The sequence below is a fragment of the Rhizobium tumorigenes genome (assembly GCF_003240565.2).
GTDB classification, from domain to species: domain Bacteria; phylum Pseudomonadota; class Alphaproteobacteria; order Rhizobiales; family Rhizobiaceae; genus Rhizobium; species Rhizobium tumorigenes.
In genome coordinates this window covers 565730-592243 of record NZ_CP117255.1, presented here as the reverse complement: position 1 = coordinate 592243, position 26514 = coordinate 565730, and the positions used below count along the sequence as shown (strand labels likewise).

28 protein-coding genes and 1 tRNA gene are annotated in these 26514 nt (G+C 59.8%); 13 read left to right on the top strand and 16 right to left on the bottom strand.

The genetic code is table 11. From position 1 onward, the window contains the following. Nucleotides 1-3: 3 nt before the first annotated feature. On the bottom strand, nt 4-945 hold the full coding sequence (locus PR017_RS02885; protein ID WP_111220145.1) for a hypothetical protein: 942 nt from the start codon (nt 943-945) through the stop codon (nt 4-6). 679 nt (nt 946-1624) lie between these two features. Here PR017_RS02885 and PR017_RS02880 point away from each other — a divergent pair. Then, nucleotides 1625-1807, top strand: a complete 183-nt coding sequence (locus PR017_RS02880; protein ID WP_111220748.1) for a hypothetical protein — start codon at nt 1625-1627, stop codon at nt 1805-1807. 96 nt (nt 1808-1903) lie between these two features. On the opposite strand, the gene PR017_RS02875 is transcribed toward PR017_RS02880, so the two are convergent. Further along, on the bottom strand, nt 1904-2431 hold the full coding sequence (locus tag PR017_RS02875; protein WP_111220143.1) for a DUF4142 domain-containing protein: 528 nt from the start codon (nt 2429-2431) through the stop codon (nt 1904-1906). Between the two features lie 370 nt (nt 2432-2801). Here PR017_RS02875 and PR017_RS02870 point away from each other — a divergent pair, with 370 nt between their 5' ends. Next, a complete protein-coding gene (locus PR017_RS02870) occupies nt 2802-3914 on the top strand; it encodes an AI-2E family transporter (protein WP_111220141.1) in 1113 nt (370 codons plus the stop codon). A 171-nt stretch (nt 3915-4085) separates the two neighbouring features. On the opposite strand, the gene PR017_RS02865 is transcribed toward PR017_RS02870, so the two are convergent. The 3 genes from PR017_RS02865 to PR017_RS02855 all read right to left on the bottom strand — a co-directional run bounded on the left by PR017_RS02865 (nt 4086) and on the right by PR017_RS02855 (nt 6063). Continuing rightward, nucleotides 4086-4874, bottom strand: a complete 789-nt coding sequence (locus PR017_RS02865; RefSeq protein ID WP_111220747.1) for an SDR family NAD(P)-dependent oxidoreductase — start codon at nt 4872-4874, stop codon at nt 4086-4088. A gap of 176 nt (nt 4875-5050) precedes the next feature. Beyond that, entirely contained in the window at nt 5051-5680 is a 630-nt protein-coding gene (locus PR017_RS02860; protein ID WP_111220139.1) for a hypothetical protein, read from the bottom strand. 83 nt (nt 5681-5763) lie between these two features. Continuing rightward, nucleotides 5764-6063 (bottom strand): hypothetical protein, encoded by a 300-nt coding sequence (locus PR017_RS02855; protein WP_111220746.1) that lies wholly within the window; start codon nt 6061-6063, stop codon nt 5764-5766. 243 nt (nt 6064-6306) lie between these two features. Here PR017_RS02855 and PR017_RS02850 point away from each other — a divergent pair, with 243 nt between their 5' ends. Continuing rightward, entirely contained in the window at nt 6307-7656 is a 1350-nt protein-coding gene (locus PR017_RS02850; protein WP_111220137.1) for an enoyl ACP reductase FabMG family protein, read from the top strand. Between the two features lie 143 nt (nt 7657-7799). Here the strand turns inward: PR017_RS02850 and PR017_RS02845 are convergent, their stop codons facing one another. The 5 genes from PR017_RS02845 to PR017_RS02825 form a co-directional block, all read right to left on the bottom strand. Continuing rightward, the gene (locus PR017_RS02845; RefSeq protein WP_111220135.1) at nt 7800-8915 is read right to left on the bottom strand and encodes a metallophosphoesterase; all 1116 of its coding nucleotides are present in this window, start codon (nt 8913-8915) and stop codon (nt 7800-7802) included. A 168-nt stretch (nt 8916-9083) separates the two neighbouring features. Then, complete coding sequence (locus PR017_RS02840; protein ID WP_111220133.1) at nt 9084-10073, bottom strand: potassium channel beta subunit family protein; 990 nt, start codon at nt 10071-10073, stop codon at nt 9084-9086. A 141-nt stretch (nt 10074-10214) separates the two neighbouring features. Then, nucleotides 10215-12125: an ABC transporter ATP-binding protein gene (locus PR017_RS02835; protein WP_341798036.1), complete on the bottom strand. Its 1911-nt coding sequence runs from the start codon at nt 12123-12125 to the stop codon at nt 10215-10217. Nucleotides 12126-12139: 14 nt separating this feature from the next. Then, entirely contained in the window at nt 12140-12676 is a 537-nt protein-coding gene (locus PR017_RS02830) for a PadR family transcriptional regulator (RefSeq protein ID WP_111220129.1), read from the bottom strand. 134 nt (nt 12677-12810) lie between these two features. Next, nucleotides 12811-13023 (bottom strand): hypothetical protein, encoded by a 213-nt coding sequence (locus PR017_RS02825; RefSeq protein ID WP_111220127.1) that lies wholly within the window; start codon nt 13021-13023, stop codon nt 12811-12813. Between the two features lie 270 nt (nt 13024-13293). Here PR017_RS02825 and PR017_RS02820 point away from each other — a divergent pair, with 270 nt between their 5' ends. From PR017_RS02820 to PR017_RS02810, 3 genes are all read left to right on the top strand, one after another. Further along, complete coding sequence (locus PR017_RS02820) at nt 13294-13791, top strand: histidine kinase (protein ID WP_111220125.1); 498 nt, start codon at nt 13294-13296, stop codon at nt 13789-13791. Between the two features lie 248 nt (nt 13792-14039). Beyond that, nucleotides 14040-14492: a hypothetical protein gene (locus tag PR017_RS02815; RefSeq protein WP_240538984.1), complete on the top strand. Its 453-nt coding sequence runs from the start codon at nt 14040-14042 to the stop codon at nt 14490-14492. Between the two features lie 176 nt (nt 14493-14668). Continuing rightward, a complete protein-coding gene (locus tag PR017_RS02810) occupies nt 14669-15697 on the top strand; it encodes an LLM class flavin-dependent oxidoreductase (RefSeq protein ID WP_111220123.1) in 1029 nt (342 codons plus the stop codon). 53 nt (nt 15698-15750) lie between these two features. On the opposite strand, the gene PR017_RS02805 is transcribed toward PR017_RS02810, so the two are convergent. After that, nucleotides 15751-16356: a hypothetical protein gene (locus PR017_RS02805; protein WP_111220121.1), complete on the bottom strand. Its 606-nt coding sequence runs from the start codon at nt 16354-16356 to the stop codon at nt 15751-15753. 214 nt (nt 16357-16570) lie between these two features. Between PR017_RS02805 and PR017_RS02800 the strand changes: the two genes are divergently transcribed. After that, the gene (locus PR017_RS02800) at nt 16571-17272 is read left to right on the top strand and encodes a RibD family protein (protein ID WP_111220119.1); all 702 of its coding nucleotides are present in this window, start codon (nt 16571-16573) and stop codon (nt 17270-17272) included. Between the two features lie 81 nt (nt 17273-17353). Here PR017_RS02800 and PR017_RS02795 read toward each other — a convergent pair whose 3' ends face one another. After that, a complete protein-coding gene (locus PR017_RS02795) occupies nt 17354-18403 on the bottom strand; it encodes a D-alanyl-D-alanine carboxypeptidase family protein (RefSeq protein WP_240538983.1) in 1050 nt (349 codons plus the stop codon). Nucleotides 18404-18482: 79 nt separating this feature from the next. Between PR017_RS02795 and PR017_RS02790 the strand changes: the two genes are divergently transcribed. The 3 genes from PR017_RS02790 (at nt 18483) to PR017_RS02780 (ending at nt 19858) form a co-directional block, all read left to right on the top strand. Then, nucleotides 18483-18737 (top strand): hypothetical protein, encoded by a 255-nt coding sequence (locus tag PR017_RS02790; RefSeq protein ID WP_133255588.1) that lies wholly within the window; start codon nt 18483-18485, stop codon nt 18735-18737. Continuing rightward, nucleotides 18734-19087, top strand: coding sequence for a hypothetical protein (locus PR017_RS02785; RefSeq protein ID WP_111220117.1), 354 nt, complete (start codon nt 18734-18736; stop codon nt 19085-19087). Before PR017_RS02790 ends, PR017_RS02785 begins: the two co-directional genes overlap by 4 nt. A 123-nt stretch (nt 19088-19210) precedes the next feature. Further along, nucleotides 19211-19858, top strand: a complete 648-nt coding sequence (locus tag PR017_RS02780; RefSeq protein ID WP_133255587.1) for a hypothetical protein — start codon at nt 19211-19213, stop codon at nt 19856-19858. 114 nt (nt 19859-19972) lie between these two features. Here the strand turns inward: PR017_RS02780 and PR017_RS02775 are convergent. Next, nucleotides 19973-20047 (bottom strand) — tRNA-Gln (locus PR017_RS02775). A 183-nt stretch (nt 20048-20230) separates the two neighbouring features. Between PR017_RS02775 and PR017_RS02770 the strand changes: the two genes are divergently transcribed. Both PR017_RS02770 and PR017_RS02765 read left to right on the top strand, forming a co-directional pair. Then, a complete protein-coding gene (locus PR017_RS02770; RefSeq protein ID WP_111220113.1) occupies nt 20231-21145 on the top strand; it encodes an MBL fold metallo-hydrolase in 915 nt (304 codons plus the stop codon). Between the two features lie 29 nt (nt 21146-21174). Beyond that, nucleotides 21175-21636: a thiol-disulfide oxidoreductase DCC family protein gene (locus PR017_RS02765; protein ID WP_111220111.1), complete on the top strand. Its 462-nt coding sequence runs from the start codon at nt 21175-21177 to the stop codon at nt 21634-21636. A 3-nt stretch (nt 21637-21639) separates the two neighbouring features. Here PR017_RS02765 and PR017_RS02760 read toward each other — a convergent pair whose 3' ends face one another. From PR017_RS02760 to PR017_RS02750, 3 genes are all read right to left on the bottom strand, one after another. Continuing rightward, nucleotides 21640-22560, bottom strand: coding sequence for a DUF1499 domain-containing protein (locus PR017_RS02760; RefSeq protein WP_111220109.1), 921 nt, complete (start codon nt 22558-22560; stop codon nt 21640-21642). 87 nt (nt 22561-22647) lie between these two features. After that, nucleotides 22648-25314, bottom strand: coding sequence for a pyruvate, phosphate dikinase (ppdK, locus tag PR017_RS02755; protein WP_111220108.1), 2667 nt, complete (start codon nt 25312-25314; stop codon nt 22648-22650). A 177-nt stretch (nt 25315-25491) separates the two neighbouring features. Further along, on the bottom strand, nt 25492-25740 hold the full coding sequence (locus PR017_RS02750) for a VOC family protein (RefSeq protein ID WP_206423168.1): 249 nt from the start codon (nt 25738-25740) through the stop codon (nt 25492-25494). Between the two features lie 348 nt (nt 25741-26088). Between PR017_RS02750 and PR017_RS02745 the strand changes: the two genes are divergently transcribed. Then, on the top strand, nt 26089-26514 hold the full coding sequence (locus tag PR017_RS02745; protein WP_111220104.1) for a hypothetical protein: 426 nt from the start codon (nt 26089-26091) through the stop codon (nt 26512-26514).

Sequence of the window (26514 nt, the reverse complement as noted above, 5' to 3'; positions counted from 1 at the left end):
CGGTCAGTCGTCCTTTGAGATGACGTGTGCGTGGTACTCGCAGAAGTCTGGATACTCGGGACTATAGTCTTGGACACTGAGGTGCTCGCCGCAGATGGCGCACTCTCCACCGATCTCGAAGTCGCAAAGAATGCACTTGCCGATATCCACGATGAACGCCTCACGGCCGCACGAAAGACAAGTCTCGATCGGAGCACGGTCGCCATCCGTCATCACGAGATAGCGCGCGGCGGCCGTGCTATCTGCCAGCGCCTGCTCAATGCAGTCTTCGAGGTCCGGCTCCGTGCCACAGTTCCTGCATATCAAATGCATGTGCTGTGCATTGCGCTGGTCCGGGTGCTCTTGCCAAATGAGGTGCGATCCACAGTTGGGGCAGCTCATATCTGTCTTCGGAAACGGAACTTCCGTGGACTCCCAGTCGATGTTGTCGAAGGTCGCGGCGCAGGCCGCTTGCAATTCGTTGAAGAAGTGTTCGGTTTCCAAAAGGGCTTGCCAGCAGTCATCGGAGAACTGGCGCCGGGGATCGATGCCCAGGTACTCGCCCATCAATTTCTGTATCAACGGCAGTGTCCTGCCGAGCTGTTCCTTCACGACGTTTGGGTCGGCCGACGAGAACAGGTGTTCGATATCGTTTCGGTAGCTCTGCAACGCATCGAGAGGTCCCCAATCGGGCGACAAGCCAATCTCGACGAAGCGATCCTGTATCCCCTTCACATCGACCGTCTTTCCGGTCCTGATGATAGTGCCGTCCTTTTTGACTTTCGTGATGAACACGAGCGAGCCGTCATTGCCCGGCGACTCATTCCAAAGAACAGCCTTAGCAAGCAGCAATAGGCCCGCGTAGACATTCCGCACGGCCGACACCAGTCGGCGGTCAGAGCCGTTCCAGAAATCCTGCATCCCGACTTCTATTGAGTCGATGGCATTGCCGAGCAGCTTTTCCATGGGTCCGTAATCGCGCGAGTTTACTAACGCACTTTACTACCTTTAGTGAACGACGCTAGTAAAGTGCTGCGTGAAGGTTGGGAGGGCGCGCGCCAGACTTGACTTTTCTATTCGATGAGAACAAAAAGGGAACATGAAGCACCGACGCGGAGTGACCTTCAGAAAGGCCGGGGCCAGCCGATCTACGTCGGCGAGGTCGAGGATGTCATGAAGGACGTCCAGAAAGTCGCACCCGGAGATACCATGAGAAACAGCCCGAAATAGGCAAGATCAACCCAGACCAAAGCGGCTTAACCCGCACCAAAAAGCCCAGAGCTGCGGGGTTTTACCCGCATATGTGGACAGGTCAGCAAAGTTCGGGACGTGGGGGTCGAGTGTTCGAATCACTCCACTCCGACCAGTTTGTAGCGTTGAAAAATTCCCGAAATTCTGAAACTTTAAAGCCTTTATCAGAAATCGACAGTGTCGATACATCGAGAAGACGCTTCGACAACGTCGACGCTTGGTGGTGTCTGCAACGAAGGATAGCGCTCGACTTGCTGCGCGCTTCGCCTTGCATTCCGCGCTGAGGAGGACGGCAAGCTTTTCCGAGTGGTGTGGTCAGCGGTGCAGGGTTGCGCCATAGGCGGCCACTGGAACCTTGTTGGCGGCAAAGCTTTATCTCGAAAAGGAGATCGCCATGTCCACCAACGACCAGAACGCCACTCCCGAACAAAGACGTCCAAAAGACGTCTCGCCGATCGCGGACTCCGAGAAGTTCGGCGACGAGGAATCGATGGCTCCGCCCTTGGTTCAGCCTGCAGGGGCAAAAGACGAAAGCGAGAGGCCGATCGTGAACCCGGTCACTGGCGGCGCACTGTAGGGATTCGAAAATGCCGCAATAATGACTTGCGGCATTTTCTTTGTGGTTTGCCCGAATTGTGGCCGGGCGACGGTAAGTCCGCCGCCCAGTCCGTGACTACTTGTTCAAGTCCTGCGCCATCATGAGATGATGCTCCAACGCAGGGCGTGTGGTCGCCGCCCATGTCTTCAGGTCGGCATTGTCGCCGCCGTCGCCGTAGCGCTTGAACAGGTCAACTGCATCCTTGTGGGCCGAGACCTGGTCGGAATGGTACTGCTTGGTAAATTCGTCACCCTGCAGGCCGTTGAGCTTGTCCAGCATGCCTTGCTGCGAGGACGTCATCGCGGCCGGGATTGCGGCTTTCACTTTGCCGGAATCGACCATCGCCTTCATCTCGGCCGAGGTCTTGGTGTGGTCGGCAATCATCTGCTGGGCGAATGCCTTCGTGGCGGGATCGGCCTTTTCAACGGCCAATTTGCTCGAAGCGATCTCGAACATATCACTGGTGGCCGCTTCGGTGACAAAGTCTTCCGTCTTCGGAGCGTTGCCCATGAGCGAATTGACGCCTGTGCTTTCGGCGGCCGACTGGGCAAAGGCCGAAGTTGAAACCATCAGAAGTGCTGCTGTCAGAATTATCTTGTTCATTTGTAGTCCTCCATTTGCGCTTGCTAACGTCCCTCGGGCTTATGCGTTCCCGATTGGATGGAGGGCAGAGAAGTTACAATCTATTTGGGGGCTAACTGACCGATACGGAACGACCAGGACGCTTGGGGCTGGCGATTGGCCATACGAGCAGCACGCGGTCATGATGTCCGTGGTCGCGTTGCAGTTGTGCCCGTCCTTCCGAGATAGCCGAGGAAGACCTTTGCCGTATCGGGCGTTCGCAAGCTCTCGCCGCGACTGGCCCCAAATGCCTTTCTGGTTCGATTGCCTTTTGTGACAGCCGCGCCACTTCACCCTCGTCGGCTACGCTGTAGTCCACCGGCATTGGGGGAATGATTTGTCAGACGTGAACATGTTGCCAGAGGACCGCGGAGATGGCTCGAAAGCCTCCGCCGTTCGCGCCGCCCCGAGATGGGCAATCATTGGCCTCTTCCTGTACGGCTCAGTCTTTACGTTGAGCAGCGCGAAAGAGTTCCTGGTGCCCATCGTGTTGGCATTTTTGCTCGCGATGGTCTTCGGGCCGATCAGAAGATTCTTTGACCGGCGTGGTGTGTCTTCGACACTGACATCGCTTGTGATCGTCGCCTTTCTGTTTTTCGGGTTTCTCGCCCTCATAGGCGCTCTGGCCATTCCCGTCAGCGGATGGATGGAGCGCGCGCCCCAGATCCAGAGGGATGTGCAAAGCAAGCTCAGCGGTCTTTCCAGCACCTTTTCAGGGATCATGGATGCCGCGACCCGCCTCGGGGAATTGACCCGCAGCCACTCGGCCGACGTTCAGCAGGTCGAGGTCCGCGACAGCAGCATGATCGCAAACGCTGCTCTCTTTGCTCCCGCAGCGATGGCACAGTTCATCTTCACGCTGATCCTGCTCCTGTTCCTTCTGGCGTCAGGAGACATGTTCTATGAAAAGCTCGTCCATGTCATGCCGACGTTCAAGGACAAGAAGCGGGCGATGCGCATCGCCCACGATATCGAGCGCAAGCTCTCGCGCTATCTGTTGACGATCACGATCATCAATGGCGGGCTTGGAGTTGCCGTTGCGCTGCTGCTTTGGGCTGTCGGCATGCCCAGCCCCATCATTTTCGGGGTGCTTGCGTTCCTTCTCAACTACGTTCCCTATCTCGGTGCATTCGCGGGCATTCTTGTCGCCATGAGCGTCGCACTGGTTTCGTTCGACGTGCCTGGCTGGGCGCTTGCTGTCGGCGTCCTCTATCTGGGCTTGACGAGCATCGAGGGCCAGTTGATCACACCCTATTTCATCGGACGAAGCCTCCGCCTGAACACCGTGGTCGTCTTCATTGCCGTGTCCTTTTGGGCGTGGCTGTGGTCGGCCGTGGGCATGCTTGTCGCTGTGCCGTTGCTCGTTGCGGTGAATACGTTTTGCGAGCACATCGATGGACTGAAAGGGCTGGGCGACTTTCTTTCCGAGCGCCATTCCGAGAAGGAGGAAGCGCCGGCTGGATGATCGGTGTGTTGGGGAGCTTCGGCGATCCGCATGATACCCCTTGTCGTTGCCTCGGGCAGTTGCGCTGCGATCAATGACAGTCGGAGGGCTCTGCACACCCGCCACCTTCCGCGAGCGCCGACAATGCCCGGCCGCACATAGGCTGATCGTGCGGCCGAGATAGGCCGAAACTCACATAGACTTCAGCATTCCGCCATCGACGAAATAGGTCGAGCCGACCGAATAGCTCGCCCGTTCCGAGCACAGGAAAACGAAAAAGTCGGCGGCTTCCTGTGGAGTGGCGAACCTTTTGATGGGAGCATGTTCGTTGGCCACGGAGTCGAGGTAAGCCTGCCAGTCGCCACCCTTATCGGCAGTGAGCTGCTTGGCGGTCTTGATCCAATCCGGCGTCAGGACGAGGCCGGGATTAACGCAGTTCACGCGGATGTTCTGCGGGATCAATTCGGTGGAAAGTGTCTTCGAAAACATCATCAATGCCGCCTTGGTGACATTGTAGATGGGCTCGTACCAAAGCGGCTGCACGGCGCATATGGACGCATTGTGCAGGATCACGCCGCCGCCCTTTTCCCGCATTTGAGGCGCAAGACCTCTGGCAAGCCGAACGGCAGCCATGACATGCAGGTCGAAGTAGAATTGCCACTTTTCGTCATCGGCCTCCATGACAGTCTCGTTCGAGCCGGTGCCTGCATTGTTGATGAGAATATCCGCTCCCCCGGCTTCAGCAGCAGCGCGGATAACGCTGCTCGTTCCATCGGCAGTCGCAACGTCGGCGGCGATGCCTGTCGCAGACACCCCGTATTTCGAGGCGATACGGGCGGCCTCTGCCTCAACTCTTTCCTTTCCTCTTGCAGCCAGAATGACGCTGGCGCCCTCCGCGGCAAGTCCTTCCGCAATCGCCAGGCCAATTCCGACACTGCCTCCGGTAATGACGGCATTCTTCCCTTTGAGACCCAGTTCCATTCTTTCTCTCTCCCCTTTTGACGTGTTTAGAATTGCCGCCGATGCCCGCCATTGCAAGTCGATAGCAAGTCGGTTGAATTGGCCGCTGGCAGGTTTCGTCAGATCAGCCGGCAGCGGCAGGATAGCGCCGACGGATAGAAGCGTCTCGAGCAATCTCGAAATTTCAGTGAAGCCACCTAGCGCAGAAGGCCATCGCGCCCGAACTCTTCCCAGCCGCTCAGTGGCGAACGGGCATCGTCACCGCCGTTTGCAGGATCAGGTGCCGTTTTTCCAGTCTTCAACGAACGGGTGAGCTTTCTCTTCCAGGAAGCCTGCTGCCTTTTCTCGGCGGCAGCGATAACATCGTCTTCGCGCCACTCGTCCACCACGCTGCGGTTGAGCAGATCCTCGACAAACCTTGGGTCGAAGACGTGGAACGTGATCTGTTTCGCCCGCCCGCGCAGTCTGACGGTGCGAATTCCGGCACTCTGCAGTCGCCCGTCCTTCAGCCACCGGTGCCTTTCCGTCGTCGTGATCGTCAGGATATCCTGGATCTCGCGCGGGATGACCGGAAGGCTTTCGATATCTGCAAGCGCCTCGGTGACAACAGCCGATACTGAGCGAAAAATGGTTTTCGAGGTTTCCGGCAATACCAGTCTCAGTGTCGAGCCGTCGATATCCAGAGATTTCCGGATCGCTAACGGCAGCCGCGCCCTCACTTCAAGAAGAATTCCCTTGGCGCGCACGGATGAGCCGAGTGTCGTTGCTGGCGACAGCGCCCACTCCTTGAGCAGTTCCGGGGCATCGGTCTTTTCGGTCCTTGGCATCCCGACGAAATGGGCGTCGCCATAGTCGAAGTCAACACCGGTTGCCGTCTGCGTTGCTGGTATGTCGGAAAAGCGCTGGCGGCCTAATTCAGTGCGTAGGTCACGACGCGGTGCGGATGCTCGACGCGGAACCTCGACAGCATTTCCGAAGCCTGTTGGGCTGCAAAGCCGGCATTCTCGACGTCTTCACGGGCCCAGTCATCGGCGTTGACGCGAATCGCATCGGCCATTCCCTGCGACACCGCAGCGAAGTGCTTGTTCCCTTCCACCAGTGCCTCTTTGGCAACACCCTCGAGGGCAATGGCCAGCCCGACCAGTAAATCCTCGCGCTCGTGAACGCTCAAGGTTTCGATCGCGGTGATGACGGCTTCGGGCGTGCTCATCTTGAATTCCTTCAAACGTGCTGTCGATCGGTCAAATAGGCCTCCGATAGCTCGGTATCTGGTGACGATCCGAGCTTGGGTCAACATTTCAGCTCCTGCCTTCGCACGCAAATTCGGCCGGCAGTTCACGCGGTGAAATGTTTGGTCACTTTAAATGAGTTTTGTTTTTCGCTTTATCAGGGCATCTGAGGGTGAAGTCATCGAGACGCGTCGCACTATGACGCATGATCAAGAGTGAAATTCATGGAAAAGCCAATAGCTGTCAGTCGCATGGCCAAGAATACGGTCTTCGGCAAAGGCGACGTTTTCGTGCTTTTCGGCGAATTGTTCGGTCGCGGCTATGCAACTGGCCTGCTTGACGAGGCACGCGCTGCTGGAATGGAGATTGTCGGCGTCACGGTTGGACGCCGCGATGAAAGCGGAAGCCTGCGCCCGCTCGATGCCGAAGAACTCTCCGCTGCCGAAGCTCGACTGTGCGGCAGGATCATCAATATCCCGCTGATGGCAGGCTTCGATATGGACGCTCCCGCGGGCGGTCCGACACCAACCGATCTGCTTGGCGAGATGACGCTGGAGAACTGGCAGGACGAGAAACTCGACTGGGACTACCTGGCGCGCTGTCGCGCGACGGGGACAGCGCGGTTTACCAATGCGCTTGCCCAGGTGATGGACGTGCTGGATGGCATGATCGCCGACGGAAAGAACGTGTTTTTCGCCCATACGATGGCCGGAGGCATTCCGAAGGCCAAGGTCTTCCTCGTGCTGGCCAACCGCATCTACAAAGGGCGCGGAGCGCGCCACATGTCGTCGCAGACCCTGCTCGACAGCGACATGGGCAAGCTCATCCTGCAGAATTTCGACGAAGTGTCCGCAGACACTTTCGGACATCTCATCGAGTTCAGCTCTGCCATACGCGACAGAATCGAAAACTCGGGCGGCACGGTCAGGTACACCGCCTACGGCTATCATGGCTCCGCAGTGCTGATCGATGGCGCGTATCGCTGGCAGACCTACACCAACTACACCCAGGGCTACGCCAAGATGCGGCTTGAAGGCATCGCTACGCGCGCGTGGGAAGCCGGGATCAAGGCGACAGTCTACAACTGCCCCGAAATCCGCACGAATTCTTCGGATGTCTTCACGGGCATCGAACTGCCGCTTATTCCGTTGCTGCTTGCGCTCAAGCAGGAGGGCGGCGGTCAGTGGGTCGACGACCAGTGGCAAGCCTGCGGGCAGCTTCTTGCGGACGGGTTTACGATGGAAGATGTCTTCCGCAAGATCGCCGAAATGCAGGCGAACGACGTGATGCGCCCCTTCTACGACTTTTCGGCGTGGCCCATGGCAAACAGCCAGAAGCAGACCGATCTTGTCATCGGCGCGTCGAGCGAAATCACCCAGATGCACCGCGACGGGAAGGCGCTGATCAGCGACCGCCTGAGCAGTCTGGTTGTGGAAGCCACAGGGAAACTGATATTCGGAGAGACCTCGCAGCCGTCAGGCCCCGTTCTCTGGCTCAACCACGATATTGTCGCGCGCCAGCTCGTGGCTTCGCATTCTGACAGCCTGCAGGACCATCAAGACCTCGCAGCTTGAGGCATCCTCAAATCGCAATGAGCCGGCGATGCTTTGACGCTGGCGATTGAAACGGGCCGGCCCCAGGACTACCGACCAGATACTGCGGCCGGCAGCAGCGTAATCGCCAACAACAGACTTGGTAGTGCTGAACTGCCGGTTTTCTACGCGGACCGGAGAGTCAGGCGGGTGAGTTCTGCTGGCTTTCCCAAACGCAAGGCAAAACCCGGCCAGAGCCCCGTGCCGTTGTTCACGTAGAGATACATGCCCTCGACCTTGTAAAGGCCCGAGACAAACCCGTTATTGCCCCTCGCCACGAGGCTGGAGAGCCCGACGACCATTCCTCCGTGGGTGTGGCCGGAAAGCTGAAGCGAGACCCCTGCCCTGGCGGCGCTTGCGGCTCCCATCGGCTGGTGATCGAGCAGGACAATCGGCGCCCCTTCGGGTGCGCCAAGAATGGCCGCCAGCAGGTCGGGCGCAGCATTGCCCGAGTGTTTGCCGGAGCGGTCGGTTACGCCTGCGATGACGATCTTCGCTCCGTCACGCTCGATAACGACATGCTGGTTCAAAAGCGGCTGAAGTCCCAGCAACCGGTATTCGCGCATCCATTCATTGTAGTCGAAGAAGTACTCGTGGTTGCCGGGAATGGCCCAGACGCCGTCCCGCGCTCGCAGTTTCGCGATCGGCTGGACATCGAGACGTCGGTGCTGGACATCGCCGTCGATCAGGTCACCTGTCATCACGATCACGTCCACATCGAGAGCGTTCGCCTTCGACACCACCGCTTCTGCCCAGCGCCCGGGAAACAGCCTGCTGATATGCAGATCGGTCAACTGCAGGAGGCGATATCCATCAAAGGCGGCGGGAAGACCGGATATGGGAATTTCGATATCCCTGAGCGCTGGAACGCGGATGGCTTGGCTCACGCCAAACGTAGCGAGGCAAAGCGCAACAATCCCCATTCCGTACCGCAACTCAGGGCGAACGACTGGAAACGCACCCTTTATCGGCCAGAGGACAATCGAGACGAGGTCGAGGCCGATCTGGAATACTGCCAGCAGGACTGTCGCACCGAAGATCACGTTGAAGACAATGATGATCGGCCTTGGAAACTCCGGCGAGAAAACCGATCCCGACGAAAGGCGGCAGAACAGGAGGAATTGCGAAGCAATCAGCAGGACCGCGGCGAGAAGCAGTTTTATCGACCAAGGCCAGGGCAACGGTTCGATAAAGCGCACCACGACCAGAAGCCATGGCAGTCCGAGAATGATGTTGAACATGGATGAGAGGTTTTCCAGTGAAATAGATCGGGATCCGCAGGCCGCCTTTAACTAAGCAACCAAGCGATGGAAATCTATTTTTAAATGCGGTTCGGGAACCGTCCGACACCCGGGCGATAAAATCATTGCTGATTTTCCCACCACGGGCGCCTGTCCGGCTTCTTCCACTCAGAACCGCTGCGGAGCGGCAGGTTTGTTTTCGAAGATGGCCTCAATGCGCGCCAGGACATCAGTGGTGAGCTTGTCCTTATGGCTGAGCGCGGCAAGATTGTCCTCGAGCTGGCTCAGGCGGGATGCGCCCAGGATCACGGTCGAAACATTGCGGTTCGACAGGCACCACAAGAGCGACAGATGGGTGATGGAGATTCCGATTTCGTCTGCAAGATCGGCCAACTCGGAGACTTTCGAGAGCTCGGCGCGACCGGCTTCGCTCGACCATTTTTCCTTCAGCCATTCATAGCCCGGCAGGTTCATGCGCCCGTCGTTGGGAATGCCCTTGTTGTATTTCCCGGTCAAAACGCCCGAAGCCAGCGGCGACCAGATCGTCGTACCCAGGCCCATCAGATCGTAGAGGGGCAGATAATCGGCTTCGACCTTCTGACGTTCGAACAGATTATACTGCGGCTGCTCCATCGTCGGCGGCGTGATGCGCAAGTCGCGGGCCACAGCGTAGGCTTCCGTCAACTGTTGAGCCGACCATTCGGATGTCCCCCAATACAGGATTTTCCCCTGGGTGACGAGATCGTGCATGGCGCGAACCGTTTCCTCGATCGGTGTATCGATGTCCGGGCGGTGGCAGAAATACAAATCGAGATACTCCACCTGCAGGCGCTTCAGTGCGGCATGGGCAGCATCGGTCACATGCTTTCGCGAAAGACCCCGCTGCGTTGGCTTCTGGCCGCCCCAGAACACCTTGCTGGAAACGATGAAGCTGTCGCGGCTCCAGCCGAGTGTTTTCAGGGCCTCGCCCATGACGAGTTCGGACTTTCCGCTCTCGTAACCTTCGGCATTGTCGAAGAAATTGACCCCATTGTCGTAGGCATGCGCCATCAGGCTAACGGCATCGCTACCATCGACCTGCTTGCCGAACGTGACCCAAGATCCAAACGAGAACTCGCTGACCTTCAACCCTGATTTTCCGAGACGGCGGTATTCCATGGTGTAGCTCCTCCCGCGATGCGCAAGAGGGCAACATAGCGCAAGGCGATGCGAAAGACAGTCCGGGCGGCGGTTATCGCGCCGACAGCCAGCTGGACGCAGGGCTTGGATCAAAACCGGCGCAATCCTGCGCTCACCGGTTTAGCGGTATCCAGCCGCCTGAAGTTCGAAGAGTTGCGCATACCGGCCGCCTTGCTGAAGTAGTTCGGTGTGGGTTCCGCTCTCCAGAATGCTGCCGTTTTCGAGGACGAGGATGCGATCCGCCATCCGGACAGTCGAGAAGCGATGCGAAATGAGGACCGCCGTCGTATTTTCGGCCAGGCTCTTGAACCGGGAAAAGACCTCCGCCTCCGATTTGGCATCCAAAGCCGCTGTCGGCTCATCGAGGATCACCAGTTCGGCATCCCGCATATAGGCCCGCGCGATAGCCAGCTTCTGCCATTCCCCGCCGGAGAGATCGCGCCCCTTGTTGAACAGACGGCCGAGCGGCTGTTCGTATTTGAGCGGCAACTTGCCAATGACAGCGTCGGCAAGGCTCCGTTCGGCGGCGCCCTCGATCCTCGCCATGTCGGTCCGCTCCTCGATGCGTCCGACACCGATGTTGTCTGCGGCAGTGAAGCTGTAGCGCGTGAAATCCTGGAAGATGACCCCGACATGCGCATGAATTTCGGCAATGTCCATTTCCCGGAGATCTATGCCATCGACGGTGATCCGACCTTCGTCGGGATCGTAGAGGCGCGTCAGAAGCTTGACGATCGTCGTCTTGCCAGCTCCGTTCTCGCCCACCAGCGCGAGGGTCTCGCCGGCACGTAAGGTGAAGCTGAGGCCCCGGACGGCCCATATGTCGGTATCCGGATATCGAAACCCGACCTCCTCGAACACGATGCCATCGCGTATCGGCTGCGGAAATGGCTTTGGATCAACGGGCGAGCCAATAGTCGGCTTGATTTCGAAAAACGAGAAGAGATCGTCGAGATACAGCGACTGCCCGGCGATCTGCGTGAACCCGAGCAGTATCTTCTGGAAGAGCCCGTTGAGGCGCAGGAATGCTCCGGCAAGGAATGCGAGGTCACCGATGGAAAATACACCGACGATGGTCTGCCAGACGATATAGGCGTAGGCGCCGTAGTAGGTCAGGGTGCTGATAGCGGCGAGCAGCGATCCCCAGATCGCCCGGTGAATAGAGAGCTTTCGCGTTTCCGCGAATATCGTCTCGGAAAGCGATTTAAAGCGGTCGACAAGATACCTTCCGAGGCCAAAGAGTTTCATCTCCTTCGCGGTGTCGGCACTGGCACCTATGAAACGAATGTATTCGAGCTGCCGACGCTCCGGTGTCCGGCCGCGCGTGAGGTCGTAAGACCTGGTGTTGAAGCGCGCTTCGCCCCAGACCGCCGGAACGAAGGATAGCGCCAGCAGCAGAATGAGCCACGGGGCATAAGCCACCAGCCCGGCGGCCAGCGTGGCGACGGTAATCATGTCCTGGGCCTGCCCGAACATCTGCGGCAACAACCCATTGCGACCGGCCGCCTGCCTTCGCGCGCGCTCCAGCCTATCCTGATATTCCGGGCTTTCGAAGTGACGCAGGTCCAGCTTTGCAGCGTGCTGCATCAGCTCGACGCTCACCGTATTGGAATGAAGCTCGCCGAGGACTGAATCCACGAGCGTGGTTGCCCGCGTCAGCAGGTCGAGAGCAAACACAAGTGCGAATTCCAGCGCCAGCAACGGAAGAATGACGTTCAGTCGCCCGCTGGCCCACCACTCAGAGAGACTTGATGAGGCGGAATGGGTTGCGGCCAGGCGCACCACTTCGTCAATGATGAGCTTGCCGACATAGAGGGCCAGAACCGGCTGAATGGCGCGCACGAGCCTCAGGCACATGCTGGCAAGCGTCAGCCATCGGCTCGTTCTCCAGATTTGGGCGACAAGTCGCGCAAGAAGCCGCAGATTGCCCAGCTTGTCGCGGAGGCGGCTGCCGGATGATCGCGGTCCGTCGACTGGGCCGGCGGGTTCAGACGCTTTCAAACCGGCAGCTTCGCCAGGACGAGACGTCACCTTTGAAGGCGCCCTCAAGAGCGTTCGATCGTTTTTGCCGCAGCATCCAGCGCGCTGGCAATAGTTTCAGCCGACTGGTCTTCCAAAGGACCGCGAAGCCGAAGTCGCAGGGCCAGCTTGACGTTTTCCATGGCTCGAATGATCGATGCAGGAACAGGCGCAACGCCGTCGCCACGCGCAGTGCTGACGCGTGCGACAAGCTCGTCTGCCGACGCTTTGTTAGCGATGAGGAATGCCTCACCCTCGGACGTTATGCGGTATCGCTTCCGGCCAGGCTGGTCGATGTCGATGGTGGCGTAACCCATGTCCTCAAGCCATGCGAGGGTCGGATAGATCACGCCGGGGCTCGGCGAGTAGCTGCCGCCCATACGCTCCTCTATAGCTTTCATGAGGTCATAGCCATGCGACGGATTGCCGGCAATCATCGTGAGGAGGAGAAGCCGCAGTTCCCCGTAATCGAAGGGACGTTTGCCCTCCCTTGCCCTGTGATGTCGATGATGCTTGCCATCGTGCCCGTGGTCGTGACCGTCGTCGTGAGATTTGTTTTTCATTTTCCCGATATAGATCTCGATATATCGGAATGCAAGACCAGGTCTGGCGTAGGGTCAGACCTTGGAATCAGTTCGCCATCATTCGAGAATTCAGGCGTGGAACGCACTTCGTTGGAGATGCGATCTGGCCGCCCTCACATAGCCCGACCTTCGAAGGAAGCCAGTTGCAGCATGACGAGGGTGTCATTGCTGTGGGTGTGCAGCGCGTCGCCGTCTTGTTCCTGGCTGATGGAGCCGTAGCTGGCGTTTCCGCCTTCGGCGTATTGAGTCTGCGCGGACTGCCTGCCGGAGACGAAATTCCGGTCAGAATTGTGCGGTGCGCCTGTCTCAGTGTGGGCGTTGGACATGATGTGCTCCGAGAATTGCTTTCGGCTCGTAACGGGCTCGGCCACCTATCGTTCCCTCATTCACATCAATGAGCAGCGATTACGCGCCGCTATCTTGGCTTCAGGTCACTTGAGCTTGCTGGTTTGGAAAACAACCCAAATTTGGTCGCTGCCGCCAATCAACATTGTGTCGATTTTTTGCCGCATTTACCCCAAGCTGGTAGCGAGCAAAGCCATGGTCGCAGCTTTGCCTCGATAATAACCCGCCGACCCCGCCCCAAGGATTTTCCCATGAAAAAAATGCTTCTCGTCGCCTCCGCCATGGCTTTCGCTTTCCCGCTTCTTGCCCAGGCGGAAACGCTGAAATTTCCGAGCGACGCGCCGATTGCGTCCGTGACCATTCCCCATAGCTGGGCCCCGAAAGAGACCGAGACCGGCATCGATGCGACATCGGACGATTCTGCGGTCTATTTCTCGATTGACGTCGCCGACGAGAAATCCTCCGACAAGGTCGTCAGCGATGCGATCGACTTCCTGACGAAGAGCGGCGTCAAGATCGATCCCGCTACCCAGAAGGACGAGGGCGACAACACCATCAACGGCATGAAGATGTCGACGCTTGGTTGGCAGGGAACCGACAATGACGGCGCCGTCGATGTGGAACTCGCCTTCCTTTCGCCAGTGCCCGGCAAGCTGCTTGTCGTGACCTATTGGGGATCGAAGGATTCCGGCAGCAAGCACGACAAGGAACTGACATCGATCCTTTCGTCGCTGGTCGCCGTCAAATAGCACCAAGCCGACAGACCTTGCTCCCCGGGACAGCGCAATGGCGTTGCCTCGGGGTTTGCGACCGGGATACCCCTCGCCCGAATCGGCGCGGACGCCGGTTGCGAGCGGCCAGACGTGCATCTGGCGCAACACTCCCATCAAATTCGCGACAAGGCCGCTAATGACAATTTGCTTTTATCGACTTTGGCGGTAAAGCCGTGGGTGGGACAGACGGGAACGGCGCGGGACAGCGGCTTTTCCGACAGTCAATGCGCGAGAACGAGCTCAAGGACGATACGATGAACATCCGCATGTTTTCTGCGGCGGGGCTGATGATGGCCCTCGCCGGATGCACGACCGTTTCGAACGTTGCCACCATTCCTATGATGAAGGCCAATCCGGTTCAGGACTATTGGTCTGGCAGGTCTGCCGGCAAGTTCTTTGCCGCCTATGGCCCACCGATCTCCGACCATGACGACGGCGGCGGCCGGGTCTACAACTGGCGCGGCGGCTACAAGAAGGTCCGCGTGGAGGCCAAGACGGCCGATGGAACGCCGGGCAAGCCAGCCCGCACGGTCAATCTCAGCTGCAAGGCAGACATTACCACCTCGTCGGACTACGTTATCCGCTCGATCCGCATCCTTGGCGACATGCCCGGCGTGAACGGCCCATCCTATTGCGCCGAACTGCTCATCCCGACACCTCCTGCCGCCGCCAGCTAGGACGCTGCCGACCGGATGATATCGCGCAGGCGGCCCCCGGCCGCCTGTTCGCATTTTGGCCTGCGCGGGGCGCAGCAAGTGTGCCCGCTTGAACAAGCCTGGCGCGATGCCCACCTTCGTGATCGAACGCCATCCGGCAGTGCACCGTCCCGCCCAAGAACCAGCAGAGTACGCCCATGACATCGATCGAACTTGGCCTTGATACATTTGGCGATGTCACATCGTCTGCTGACGGCGTGCCGCTGACGCATGCGCAGGTTTTGCGCAATGTCGTTGAGGAGGCCGTGCTGGCCGACACCTTGGGCATCGACTTCATCGGCATCGGCGAGCATCACCGCGCCGACTTTGCCGTGTCCGCTCCCGAAATCCTGCTCGCTGCTGCCGCCGTGCGCACGACGCGTATCCGGCTCGGCTCGGCTGTGACCGTGCTTTCCTCCGACGATCCGATCCGGGTTTTCCAGCGCTTCTCGTCTATCAACGCACTCTCGAACGGGCGTGCGGAGGTCATCCTCGGGCGTGGCTCATTTACCGAGTCGTTTCCGCTCTTCGGATTTGCGCTGCGCGACTACGAAACGCTTTTCGAGGAAAAGCTGGAGATTTTTGCAGCGCTGGTCTCGCAGAAGTCCGTCAACTGGAAGGGTACTATCCGCCCGCCGCTGACCAACCAGCAGGTCTTTCCGCCGATCGAGACGGGGTCTCTGCGGACGTGGATCGGTGTCGGGGGAAGCCCTGAGTCTGTCGTGCGCGCGGCGCGGCATAATCTTCCGCTGATGCTGGCGATCATCGGCGGCGATCCGAAACGTTTCGTGCCTTATGTCGACCTGTCGAAGCGGGCCTATGACCAGCTGAAACTGCCGATGCAGGCTATCGGCGTGCACTCGCCGGGCTATGTCGCCGACACGGACGAGCAGGCGCGGGCCGAATTCTGGCCGGACTACAAGCGCATGCGCGACCAGATCGGCGCGGAACGGGGCTGGCCGCCGATGGAGGCATCGGAGTTTCGCCAGGAAATCGACCACGGCTCGCTCTATGTCGGCTCGCCGGAGACGGTGGCGCGCAAGATCGCCGCAACGATCAAGGCGCTCGATGTCGGCCGCTTCGACCTCAAATACAGCGCAGGCCCGCTTCCCCACGAAAAGCTGATGCACTGCATCGAGCTCTACGGGACCAAGGTTGCACCGATGGTCCGCGATCTGCTCGCCTGACGGTGCTCTGACCGGGCGGCAGTGCAGCGATTTGCACTGCCTTGCGTCTCGGCTTAAAGCGCTGCCGCGACCAGGCTCGTCAAAGCCTTGCGGCCGGTGCGGTAGACGAGGCCCGGGGCATCCATCGCCCTGCCGAGGAGACCCGGCTCCCTATCCTGCAAGCTGACCTTTTCCACCAGCGTATCCCCCTCTTGCGGGAATGCGACGGGTACCTTCGGTGCAGCGGCGTGGCCGACGATCAGCGGATCCTTCGTTTCGCAGCCTGGCAGGCAGCTCTCGAAGCTGTGGGCATCGGCACTAGCGACGACCGTCTCCCTCACTGCCCGCTTGGTGGGCACGGGCGCATGCCGGGGAGCCGGATCAGCCGCTGCTACGACGCGCCAGGTGGGGATCGGGATATTGGCGACCACGGGCGCTGCTGCCGGACTGGCATCGATCGCCGCCTGCGCCACGGAGACACCGGGGTTTGCCGCGACGCCGGGAAGCACCATCGCAACCCGCGGCGCATTGTTCATCGGTGCGGCGGCCAGTTCGTCCGAGCCGTTGCGGTGCGTCACATAGATCACGGCCGCCAGGGCGCCGCACATGACAAGCGAAAATCCTGCCCGCGCGACGATGTCGCTGCCGGCCCTGTACCAGGTCTGCTGCTGCGAAGTCATGATTCTCTCCCTAGCTGTTTCAGTTGCCCTATAAAGACCCTGAATTGCGGCAGGGGTTTTGTCGGAAAGAGTCCTTTCGCGGGCAGTTTATGTAAGTATGTTCGCAACAGATTTTTAATGGCGGCCGAAATCAGTCAAGGCTGGCGATCTTTTCGATCACGGGCCGCTGCCTATATGTCCTCTTCACACGCTTTAAATACAGAGGATTGGCCAGATGAGACCTCGCGTTATTTGCCTCATGCTCACATCGCCGGATGGCAGTCTGCATCCGAGCCGCTGGACGACAAGCCCGGATGGGAGCCGCGCAGACTGGTCGGCGCTGTATGAGAAAGTCCACAAGGCACACGATGCCAATGCCTGGATGGTCGGGCGCGTGACGATGGCCGAGATTTCCAAGGCCGGCGCCCATCCGCCGGCGGCACCGGTCGATGTCAGGCGGCCGCATCATTTTGCCAACATCGCCGCCACGAGTTTCGCGATTGCACTCGACCGCTCCGGCAAGCTGCATTTTTCCAGCGATGCGCTCTACGGCGACCATGTCGTCGTGCTGCTGGGACGCGATGTGCCCGACAGCCATCTGGCAGAACTGACTGCCGACGGCGTCTCCTATGTGGTGTCGGAAACACCTGAGATGGACATCGGCGCGATGCTCGACCTCATCGGCCGCGAACTCGGTATTACCCGCATTCTGCTGGAAGGCGGTGCCGCCGTGAACGGCTCGCTGATGGCCGCCGGACTGGTGGACGAACTCAGTTTCGTCGTGGCACCTGCGCTTGAGGCACGCGACGGCAGCGACCGCATCATCGCCCACGGCGAGGAAGGCCTGACGGGGAAAGCCGAGCTCTCGCTGATCTCCTGCGAACCCCTCGGCCACGGCGCACTGCATCTGCGCTATGCGGTGAAACGGCCGCGGTGAGGACGGCTGGTCTCCAGCCCGTGACCTTGCACTGCTGATATCACTGCAAAGCGACCCCTCAGAAGCGGCCCGTCCTCCGGATCACGAGGGACGGCGCGGAGGGGCCGGTACGTCGGGTACGATTTCCGTCGGCCACGTTCTGATCTCGTGGATCTGGCCGGGGATCTGGTCCCGCAGATAGGTCTCCTGGCCCGGCAAGCCCATCGGATAGAGCGTATCGCGACTGGCCTCATAGGCTGCTGCCTTGGCCGTGCAGAGCCGGATACGCATGTCCTCCGGTGCGATATCGGTGCGATTCTGGACATCGTCGACGGGACCCGACGGGGACAGCCGGCCGTCGAAGGCCTGCGTCAGATAGAGGGCTGCCCGTTCGTTGCGCTCCCGCTCCGTCGTGGCGCCGAGAAGGACCACCATCACACGCCGCCCGTTCCGCATGGCCAGCCCAACATAGTTTCGGCCGGAAGCACAGAGGAAGCCGGTTTTCATGCCGATCGTGCCATTGAAGCTGGTGAGCAAGGCATTGTTGGACTTGATCTCCTTGCCGTCGATCGTCACAGCCGTCGCCGCAAAGAAGCGCCGATACTCGGGGAACATCTGGTCGATCTCCATTCCGAGGATCGCGAGATCGCGCGCGGTCGTATAGTTTTTCCGGTCGAACAGGCCGTTGGGACTGGAAAAGTGGGTGCCGGTCATTTTGAGGCGCACGGCCTCCGCGTTCATGCGCTGGACGAACGACGCCTCATCGGGCGCCACCGCTTCGGAAAGGGCGACGGCGACATCGTTGGCCGATGCCGTGAGCGCCGCAAACAGCGCGTCCTCGAGCGTCATCGTTCGCCCAAGGGTCAGGCCGGATTCGAGAAACGCCTGCTTCGTGGCATTGCGCGTCATGACCACCGGTGTCGTCAGGCTCACCTCACCGGCGCGCAGGGCTTCGAAAACAACGAGCGCCGTCATCAGCTTGGTCGTCGAGGCCGGATACCACGGCGCGCCTGCGTCCTCCTGGTACAGGACCTGCCGTGTTGCCGTATCGACAACCAGCACCGGCGTGGCACTGGCCGGCGCACTTGCGAAAAGACAAGCAACCAACACCCAGGCCGTCCACCGCCTTGCCGCCAACAGCGCTCCGATCATAACCCCGCCTCCTGCACAAAGATCTCCTCATGCCACGATGAGCGATGCGGACACAAGAGTTTGGTGACGGGGCACGGGCATGGCGATGGCGCCGGACGAAGTCTGGACTGGCCGGTTGCATTTACCGAAGCGGCGAAAGCCGGAAATTCGATGCGGCAATAACATCGGCAAAACGATTGCGCACATTGCCTGCTACAGCTTTGATAAACATCATTTATTTATCGGCAGAGAAGGCGGCAAAATGGTTTCGCTGGCAAGCATGGAACCGTTGCTCCCTGAAAGCGACCGGGAACTTAAGCCGAACCTCTCAACACTCCTCCGGAGCTGGCCATGAAACTCGGCGCGGTAGCCGCTACCTTGATCCTGATTCAGGTAGCGTCTGCATCAGCAGCTGAGCGACTAATGGCTTGCCGATTTATTGGCGGCTCCGACTGCATCAATCAGTTCGATGACGTTGACCAGATTCGAATTGATGCAATTCATAATTTAGCTGAGCTTCGTGTAGCTCTAACTACGGGCACTGAGCAGCCCGTCAACTGGGTATTCAACAATCGGTCGTCTGATGCCGGTAACGACACGTTCTCGATATTGGAAACGCCGGGTGGCACTTTTGGGGCAGGAATTCACGGACAGGAGCTGACGCCGGTGATTGCGCCGAAGGTGAAACCAAAGACATCACTTTGATTTACATAAGCCCGCCGGTGAAGATCAGCGGGCCTCTCTTGCTTATACGCAGCCATGACGGCACAACGTCCAGAGGCACTCCTGTTACAAATAGCTTCTAATTTCGCAGAAAAGACAATCCAAATGGTTAGAGATATTTCGCGTCAAAACACGAATTTTCCAATAGGCCGCGTTTCAATATCAGTCGATGATCTAGTGTCACTGGTTGAGGTTCTTCAATTAACTGATGTGACGGCGAAGAACCTCAACACGGGATTTGATAGTATTGGTGATATCAAAAATCATAAAAGTCTATTTAGCGGCAAACCTCAGATCAACTCCAAAGAAATTACTGTTAACTTTTCCTCTTATAATAGCATTTACCCTCTAGTAGGAGGTGATCATCACACAATTTTGGCCAAATCATTCTCACAGGAGCTCGCCAAAAGGAAATCTTTATTGGATCGTTTCTCTGAGTTTATTCACAAATTTAGTTTTTATTTTTTTATAATTATAATTTTACTTGGCTTACTGACTTGGACTGGATACATGCCTGCGATGTCGGATCCAGTTCAACTTGCAGTGAACTTGGTGACGATTATTATCACCGCGGCGTTCGCAATCGGCCACGGATGGGGCGGCTATGGTGATTTTTTCAGGCAACCAGTGTATTACCGGCCATCACAAGGGTTTTTCCGCCGAAACGTTGAAACAATCGCAATCGGCCTAATCGGCACAGCGCTTGGTTCGATACTGACCGCTTTGCTTGGCAAATTTTCAACATGGTTCTAACAAGCTGAGATAGGCACGATCTTTTTGCTCAACACCTAATTAGGTCCCCTAGAACAGACCACATCACAAAATTGAATTCCGGCAAGTTATTGGTCTTATTTAATAATAAGTTTCTGGCTGGGGCGCCTGGATTCGAACCAGGGTATGACGGCATCAAAGGCCGTTGCCTTACCGCTTGGCGACGCCCCAGCATGGTCCGGCAACAGTGTCGCCGAACCGAGGCCTGATTAGCAAAGCGGAGCCGCCGTCACAATCACTAAGTTTTGCAAGGCAGCATATTTTTCTGATGTTCCGGGGGCGCTATGCTACGGCGGGAGGGGAAACGTACTTTGGATCGTTCGGCCTGCGCCGGGCGAGAACTGGCAGAGTGACATGGCAAGCCCCGACTTCGACCGCTCCTTCGATCCCGGCTATGGCCGTGGCGTGCCTGTGGCTCCCGGCGTCGAGCGGCTGACGGTCGAAAATCCCAGCGCCTTCACCTTCCATGGCACCAACAGCTATATCGTCGGCGCCGGCTCATCGGTCGCAGTCATCGACCCCGGACCGGACAGTGCTGCCCATTTCGAAACGCTGATGGCGGTGCTTGCCGGCCGCACCGTCAGCCACATCCTTGTGAGCCATACTCACCGCGACCACTCGCCGCTGGCACGGCGACTGCGGCAGGAAACGGGTGCGCTTACCGTCGGACAGGGACCGCACCGGGCCGCACGTCCGCTGCATGAGGGTGAAATCAATCCCTTCGCGGAAAGCGCCGACATGGATTTCGTGCCCGATATCGCGGTGGCCGACGACGAGACGATTTTCGGTGACGGCTTTGCGCTGACGGCGCTTTTGACGCCGGGCCACTGTGCCAACCATGCCTGCTTTGCGCTGGAAGGATCCGGCATCGTGTTTTCCGCCGACCACGTCATGGCCTGGGCCACCAGCGTGGTGGCGCCGCCGGATGGGGCGATGGCCGATTACATGGCTTCGCTCGAGCGCTTGCTGTCGCGCGACGACAAGATCTTCTTTCCCGGCCATGGCGGCCCGGTGCGAGAACCGGCCTCTTTCATGCGCGGCCTGCGCACGCATCGGCGGATGCGCGAAAGGGCGATCCATGAGCGCATCAAGGCCGGAGACCGGCTGATTTTCGACATGGTGCGAGCCATCTACCGCGATACCGATGTTCGCCTGCATGGCGCTGCCGCCCTTTCCGTGCTGGCGCATCTGGAAGATCTGGTGGAAAAGGGAATGGTAGCAACCGACGGCCCGCCATCGCTGCTCGGCACGTACCGCCCGGCCGCCTGAGGCCCCTATAAAACGCCCGGACAAGAGGGATGACCATGTCGCGCACACGAGACTTCAGCTATCGCGACGATGCTGCCGTTCCCGATTTCGACGACGGGCGGCCGATCATCGTCTTCGACGGCCATTGCGTCTTTTGTTCGGCCTGGGTCCGCTTCGTGCTTAACCAGGACCGCAGGGATCGCTACCGGTTCATCGCCGCGCAGACGCCGCTCGGCGATGCGCTCTACCGGCACTACGGCCTCGAGACCCGCGACTACGAGACGAACATGCTGCTCGAGAACGGTCGGGCTTATCTGAAATCCGATGCGACGCTGCGCGTCCTCGCCGGGCTCGGCCTGCCGTGGTCGCTGGCCGGCGTGGCGCGCATCGTTCCACGCGGATGGCGCGATAACCTTTATGGCTTCATCGCCCGCCACCGCCTCGATATCGCCGGAAGGCGCGAGAGCTGCTACGTGCCGACGCCGCAGGAGCGGGCGCGGTTCCTGTCGTAGCGCTCAGTTACCGGCGATGCCGAGTAGCTCCGCATCCAGCGCCTTCAGATAGGCCTCGGCGACGCCGGCGCTGACGCCGAGATCATGGGCGCCGTAGCGCGATGCAACGCGGATATCGACCAGCGTCGTCTCCGCCTCCTCATGCAGGCGGATGACAACGTCAAGCGGCACGCCGATGATTTTCGTCCGTGTCTCGCCCTGCAGCGTCACGTCGGTGACGCGCTGGATCAGCGTGGCGATCGGATCCTCACCTTCCAGCACGCCCTCCGGCCGCTTCATCGGGATGGGGCCGATATCAGGGGCCATGACAATCGGCCCGCCGCGCTGCGGCTTGACCGGCAGGTCGTCGATGGTGGGGTCGCGGATCTCCGTGCCTTCGGCCTTGACGAAGGCGATGCCGCGCTGGCGGGCGACTTTCCTCACCGCCAGCAGCACGCGGTCCATCGCCCCCTCGTAGCGCCTGCCGGTCAGCTCCGGATAGGCCATGCCCTGCGCCTCGCGGGTAGCGGGCGTGATCCTTGCGTCCCTTGCCAGCCAGAGTGCGTCGACGCGCGACTGGGCAAGCCAGGCCGGCGGATTGGCAAGATCGGTCGTCACATCGAAAAGCTGCGGGCGGGTAACGTATCGCTGCGTCGCAAGCCCAAGCAGAGCCAGCGGCAGGGCGGCATAGACGAGCGCCTTCATCGACGAGACACCGGCAACCGCGCCGGTTTTCCAGAGCTGCGCCAGGCCGATGACGGCCAAAAGCACCGCCACGGCTGCAAGGGCTGCCGATACCAGCAAGAAGAGAGCGAGATAGGGCGTGGTCAACGGCCCGAAGCGATGGTCGAGCAACGCCAGGATGCACAGCACCAGCGCGAAGGCCGCGACCAGTCGCGCCGCTTTTGCAGCACCGGAGATAGGTCGATCGAAACGAATGGTCATCGGGGGCTCATCGGATCGGCGGCCGGAAAGGACAGTATCGAGCCTCTGTTTAGAGCACGATTTTGGTAAACGAAACGCCTCGCATCGTCACTTCCGCCCCTTGATCGTTGCCTGGGCGGCCGCGAGCCTTGCGATGGGCACGCGAAACGGCGAGCAGGATACATAATCGAGATCGATCGATTCGCAAAAATGGATCGAGGCGGGATCGCCGCCATGTTCTCCGCAGATGCCGAGCTTGATATCGCCCCGGGTGCGCCGGCCGCGCTCGGTGGCAATCTGTATCAGCTCGCCAACCCCGTCGAAATCCAGCGAGATGAACGGATCGCGCTCGATGATCCCCTTGCGCTGATAGGTGGGGATGAAGGCCGCGGCGTCGTCGCGCGACATGCCGAAGGTCGTCTGGGTCAGGTCGTTGGTGCCGAAGGAGAAAAACTCGGCAGCCTCGGCGATAACGTGGGCCCTGAGGGCTGCGCGCGGCAATTCGATCATCGTGCCGACGAGATAGTCGATGCTCATGCCCGCCTCGCCCATCACTGCGGCGGCAACCTCATCGATGCAGGCCTTGACGTAGTCGAGCTCGGACTTGAGACCGACCAGCGGCACCATGATTTCCGGCACCACCGCAGCCCCGGTCGCGCGCGCCGCTGCGACCGCCGCCTCGAAGATGGCCCTGGCCTGCATCTCGACGATTTCGGGGTGGGAAATCGCCAGCCGGCAGCCGCGATGGCCGAGCATCGGGTTGAATTCATGCAGCGCATCGACCCGCTGGCGCAGGAAGACAGGCGATATGTTCATGGCGGCGGCGACCTCGGCGATCTCGGCATCGGTCTTCGGCAGGAATTCGTGCAGCGGCGGATCGAGCAGGCGGATGGTAACGGGCAGACCGTGCATGATCGCAAACAGCTCGGTGAAATCCGAGCGTTGCATCGGCAGCAGCTTGTCGAGGGCGGTGCGGCGTCCGGCCTCGTTTTCGGCAAGGATCATCTCGCGCATCACATGGATCCGGTCGCCCTCGAAAAACATGTGCTCGGTGCGGCAAAGGCCGATGCCTTCGGCGCCGAACGCCCGTGCGGCACGCGCATCGGCCGGCGTGTCGGCATTGGTGCGCACCGTCATGCGACGTGTTCCGTCGGCCCAGGCCATGATGCGGGCGAAATCGCCGGACAGCGCCGGCTGGGTCATCGGCACCGCGCCCTTGACGACGTGGCCGGCCGAACCGTCGATGGTGATGATGTCGCCGCGTCCGAACGACATGCCGGGGGCGATCAGCCGCTCGTTGCGGACATCGAGGCGGAGATTGCCGGCGCCGACGACGCAAGGGATGCCCATGCCGCGCGCGACGACTGCCGCATGGCTGGTCATGCCGCCGCGCGTGGTGAGGATGCCCTCCGCCGCATGCATGCCGTGGATATCTTCCGGGCTGGTCTCGACGCGCACGAGGATGACCTTTCGGCCCTCTGCCCTTGCAGCCACCGCTTCATCGGCGGAAAAGACGATGGCGCCGGTCGCAGCGCCGGGCGATGCCGGCAGGCCGTTGCCGATGACTTCACGGTAGACGCGCGGATCGATGGTCGGATGTAAAAGCTGGTCGAGCGTCGATGGATCGATGCGGATAACGGCCTCGTCCTCGCTGATGATGCCCTCCGCGACCATGTCGACGGCGACCTTCATCGCCGCCTGCGTCGTGCGCTTGGCGACGCGGGTCTGCAGCATCCAAAGCTTGCCGCGCTCGACGGTGAATTCGATGTCCTGCATGTCGCGGTAATGGGCCTCGAGCTCGGCGCAGATGCGGCTGAAGCTGGCGAAGGCTGCCGGCATCAGCTTTTCCATCGAAGGGCGATCGGAGCCGGAGGCGATGCGGCCAGCCTCGGTAAGGCTCTGCGGCGTGCGGATGCCGGCGACCACGTCCTCCCCTTGCGCCTTGACCAGGAATTCGCCGTAGAGCTCCTTGTCGCCGGTAGAGGGATTGCGCGTGAAGGCGACGCCGGTTGCCGATTCGTCGCCGAGATTGCCGAACACCATGGCCTGGATGGTCACGGCGGTGCCCCAGGCTTCCGGAATATTGTGCAGCAGCCGATAGGTGGCGGCGCGCGGGTTCATCCAGCTGGCAAACACGGCGCCGACCGCGCCCCAGAGCTGGTCATGCGGATCCTGCGGGAAGGTCTTGCCGAAATCCTCCTCGATGACGGCCTTGTAGCGCACGACCACCGCCTGCCACTCGCCGGCTGTCAGATCGGTATCGAATTCGTGGCCGAGCCGGCCCTTCTCGTCCTCGAGGATTTCCTCAAACACCTCGTTGTCGATGCCCATAACGACATCGGCATACATCTGGATGAAGCGGCGATAGCTGTCCCAGGCAAAGCGCGGATCGCTGGAATCGATTGCCAGCGCCTCGACTGCCTCGTCGTTGAGGCCGAGATTGAGCACGGTATCCATCATGCCCGGCATGGAGGCGCGGGCACCGGAGCGCACCGACACCAGCAGCGGACGCTCGGCGCCGCCAAACCGCCGCCCGGCAATCGCTTCCATCTGTGCAAGGCCCGCCATGACCTCGCGCTTCATCTCGTCGGGAAAATTGCGGCCATTGCCGAGGTACAGGCAGCAGGCATCGGCAATGATGGTGAGCCCAGGCGGCACAGGCAGGCCGAGGCTGCACATTTCCGCCAGATTGGCACCCTTGCCGCCCAGAAGCTCTGGATCGCCGGCCCGGCCTTCCGCCTTGCCTTCGCCGAATGTGTAAACCCACTTGACCATTGCGCATGCCCCTCGAAGGCCAATCGTAATCGATCCCAGAAGAATTGAAAGGCGACAAATACGGCGGAATGTTGCGATGCGGTATAAAGATGGGAGGTTTAGCGTCGTTGATGGGAATATTGTGCTTGCGAGTGCGAGGTGGACGGTTCCGCAGTGATCCGGCGTACCGTCTGCGGATCATAGCCTCGCTTCAGTCACTTGCCAAAGGACACTCGACGGATCGTGAACAAATCCGACAATCATGCCCCAAGGTTGCAAGATCGGTGACGTAGGCAGTTTCGTTCTGAACCGCTTGGCAACATGGGTGGGATCGTATTTGGCCCACCATGCGTTGGCGTCCGGAACAGTTAACTGCAAGACAAAGTTCTCCGCCATCTCTTTCACGTAGAAATTCTGCAGGATGAAGCTGTCCGTTCCGTTGGACATTACGGCTATTCTTGCGTCTGCATAATGGGCTTCAAATCCGATTGCTTCGTAGAATTGCCTCGACCGCTCGTAATCTTGCGAAGGCACAAAAGGTCTGAGCATGACGTTACCTCGGTGTTGCAGCTGATACATGCCTGGTAACAGCCGTGGTAGCACTTACGGCGAGCGATCATTAGGCTCCAACGTCCTTAAATCAAGTTCGGCTACCTTTATTTATGCCCCAAAGAATAGCCCTGCTTGACGCCGGCCGCATAGATGAGCCGGCCTCCCCGACTAAATCTCCATCCCGCTCGAACGAAACGGCGTCCCCCGGGTTAACCGGTGCTATCAACGCACGAGGAAAACCCCATGAAGTCCATTTTAGTGACCGGATTAGCCATCGCCGCATTGACGACATCGGCCTTTGCCCAGACGGCTTCGCCGCAGCCGGCTCCGCCTGCTCCTCCGGTAGCACAGGAAAAGATGGCGCCACCGCCGCATTCCGCAGTGCCGGAAGTCATGAGCGACGCCACCGACGCTCCACCTCCGCCAATGCCGGGTCGCGATGCGCCGCCACCGCCGCCGCCCGGTCCTCGCGAGATGGGTATGGGCGGGCACCACCGTCCGCCACCGCCACCGTCGAAGGCCGCACATTTCCGGATCGAGGACGGTCGAACGAAGATAGACGTCAAGTGCGCGGACGACGAACCGACCAAGGTCTGCGCGGATACGCTGATGCAGATCATCGAAAAGATGAGCGGCTCGTCTGATCGATCAAACGACGATCAATACTAA

Coding starts and splice junctions, on each gene's coding strand:
- PR017_RS02865 (WP_111220747.1), bottom strand. CDS start 4,874: ATGGAACTGGGTCTCAAAGGGAAGAATGCCGTCATTACCGGAGGCAGT.
- PR017_RS02790 (WP_133255588.1), top strand. CDS start 18,483: ATGGCGATGGCGCCGGACGAAGTCTGGACTGGCCGGTTGCATTTACCG.
- PR017_RS02845 (WP_111220135.1), bottom strand. CDS start 8,915: ATGTTCAACATCATTCTCGGACTGCCATGGCTTCTGGTCGTGGTGCGC.
- PR017_RS02850 (WP_111220137.1), top strand. CDS start 6,307: ATGGAAAAGCCAATAGCTGTCAGTCGCATGGCCAAGAATACGGTCTTC.
- PR017_RS02765 (WP_111220111.1), top strand. CDS start 21,175: ATGACCATGTCGCGCACACGAGACTTCAGCTATCGCGACGATGCTGCC.
- PR017_RS02785 (WP_111220117.1), top strand. CDS start 18,734: ATGAAACTCGGCGCGGTAGCCGCTACCTTGATCCTGATTCAGGTAGCG.
- PR017_RS02800 (WP_111220119.1), top strand. CDS start 16,571: ATGAGACCTCGCGTTATTTGCCTCATGCTCACATCGCCGGATGGCAGT.
- PR017_RS02825 (WP_111220127.1), bottom strand. CDS start 13,023: ATGTCCAACGCCCACACTGAGACAGGCGCACCGCACAATTCTGACCGG.
- ppdK (WP_111220108.1), bottom strand. CDS start 25,314: ATGGTCAAGTGGGTTTACACATTCGGCGAAGGCAAGGCGGAAGGCCGG.
- PR017_RS02840 (WP_111220133.1), bottom strand. CDS start 10,073: ATGGAATACCGCCGTCTCGGAAAATCAGGGTTGAAGGTCAGCGAGTTC.
- PR017_RS02810 (WP_111220123.1), top strand. CDS start 14,669: ATGACATCGATCGAACTTGGCCTTGATACATTTGGCGATGTCACATCG.
- PR017_RS02860 (WP_111220139.1), bottom strand. CDS start 5,680: ATGCCAAGGACCGAAAAGACCGATGCCCCGGAACTGCTCAAGGAGTGG.
- PR017_RS02780 (WP_133255587.1), top strand. CDS start 19,211: ATGGTTAGAGATATTTCGCGTCAAAACACGAATTTTCCAATAGGCCGC.
- PR017_RS02880 (WP_111220748.1), top strand. CDS start 1,625: ATGTCCACCAACGACCAGAACGCCACTCCCGAACAAAGACGTCCAAAA.
- PR017_RS02815 (WP_240538984.1), top strand. CDS start 14,040: ATGCGCGAGAACGAGCTCAAGGACGATACGATGAACATCCGCATGTTT.
- PR017_RS02885 (WP_111220145.1), bottom strand. CDS start 945: ATGGAAAAGCTGCTCGGCAATGCCATCGACTCAATAGAAGTCGGGATG.
- PR017_RS02770 (WP_111220113.1), top strand. CDS start 20,231: ATGGCAAGCCCCGACTTCGACCGCTCCTTCGATCCCGGCTATGGCCGT.
- PR017_RS02855 (WP_111220746.1), bottom strand. CDS start 6,063: ATGAGCACGCCCGAAGCCGTCATCACCGCGATCGAAACCTTGAGCGTT.
- PR017_RS02750 (WP_206423168.1), bottom strand. CDS start 25,740: ATGTCCAACGGAACGGACAGCTTCATCCTGCAGAATTTCTACGTGAAA.
- PR017_RS02745 (WP_111220104.1), top strand. CDS start 26,089: ATGAAGTCCATTTTAGTGACCGGATTAGCCATCGCCGCATTGACGACA.
- PR017_RS02830 (WP_111220129.1), bottom strand. CDS start 12,676: ATGAAAAACAAATCTCACGACGACGGTCACGACCACGGGCACGATGGC.
- PR017_RS02760 (WP_111220109.1), bottom strand. CDS start 22,560: ATGACCATTCGTTTCGATCGACCTATCTCCGGTGCTGCAAAAGCGGCG.
- PR017_RS02805 (WP_111220121.1), bottom strand. CDS start 16,356: ATGACTTCGCAGCAGCAGACCTGGTACAGGGCCGGCAGCGACATCGTC.
- PR017_RS02795 (WP_240538983.1), bottom strand. CDS start 18,403: ATGATCGGAGCGCTGTTGGCGGCAAGGCGGTGGACGGCCTGGGTGTTG.
- PR017_RS02820 (WP_111220125.1), top strand. CDS start 13,294: ATGAAAAAAATGCTTCTCGTCGCCTCCGCCATGGCTTTCGCTTTCCCG.
- PR017_RS02870 (WP_111220141.1), top strand. CDS start 2,802: ATGTTGCCAGAGGACCGCGGAGATGGCTCGAAAGCCTCCGCCGTTCGC.
- PR017_RS02875 (WP_111220143.1), bottom strand. CDS start 2,431: ATGAACAAGATAATTCTGACAGCAGCACTTCTGATGGTTTCAACTTCG.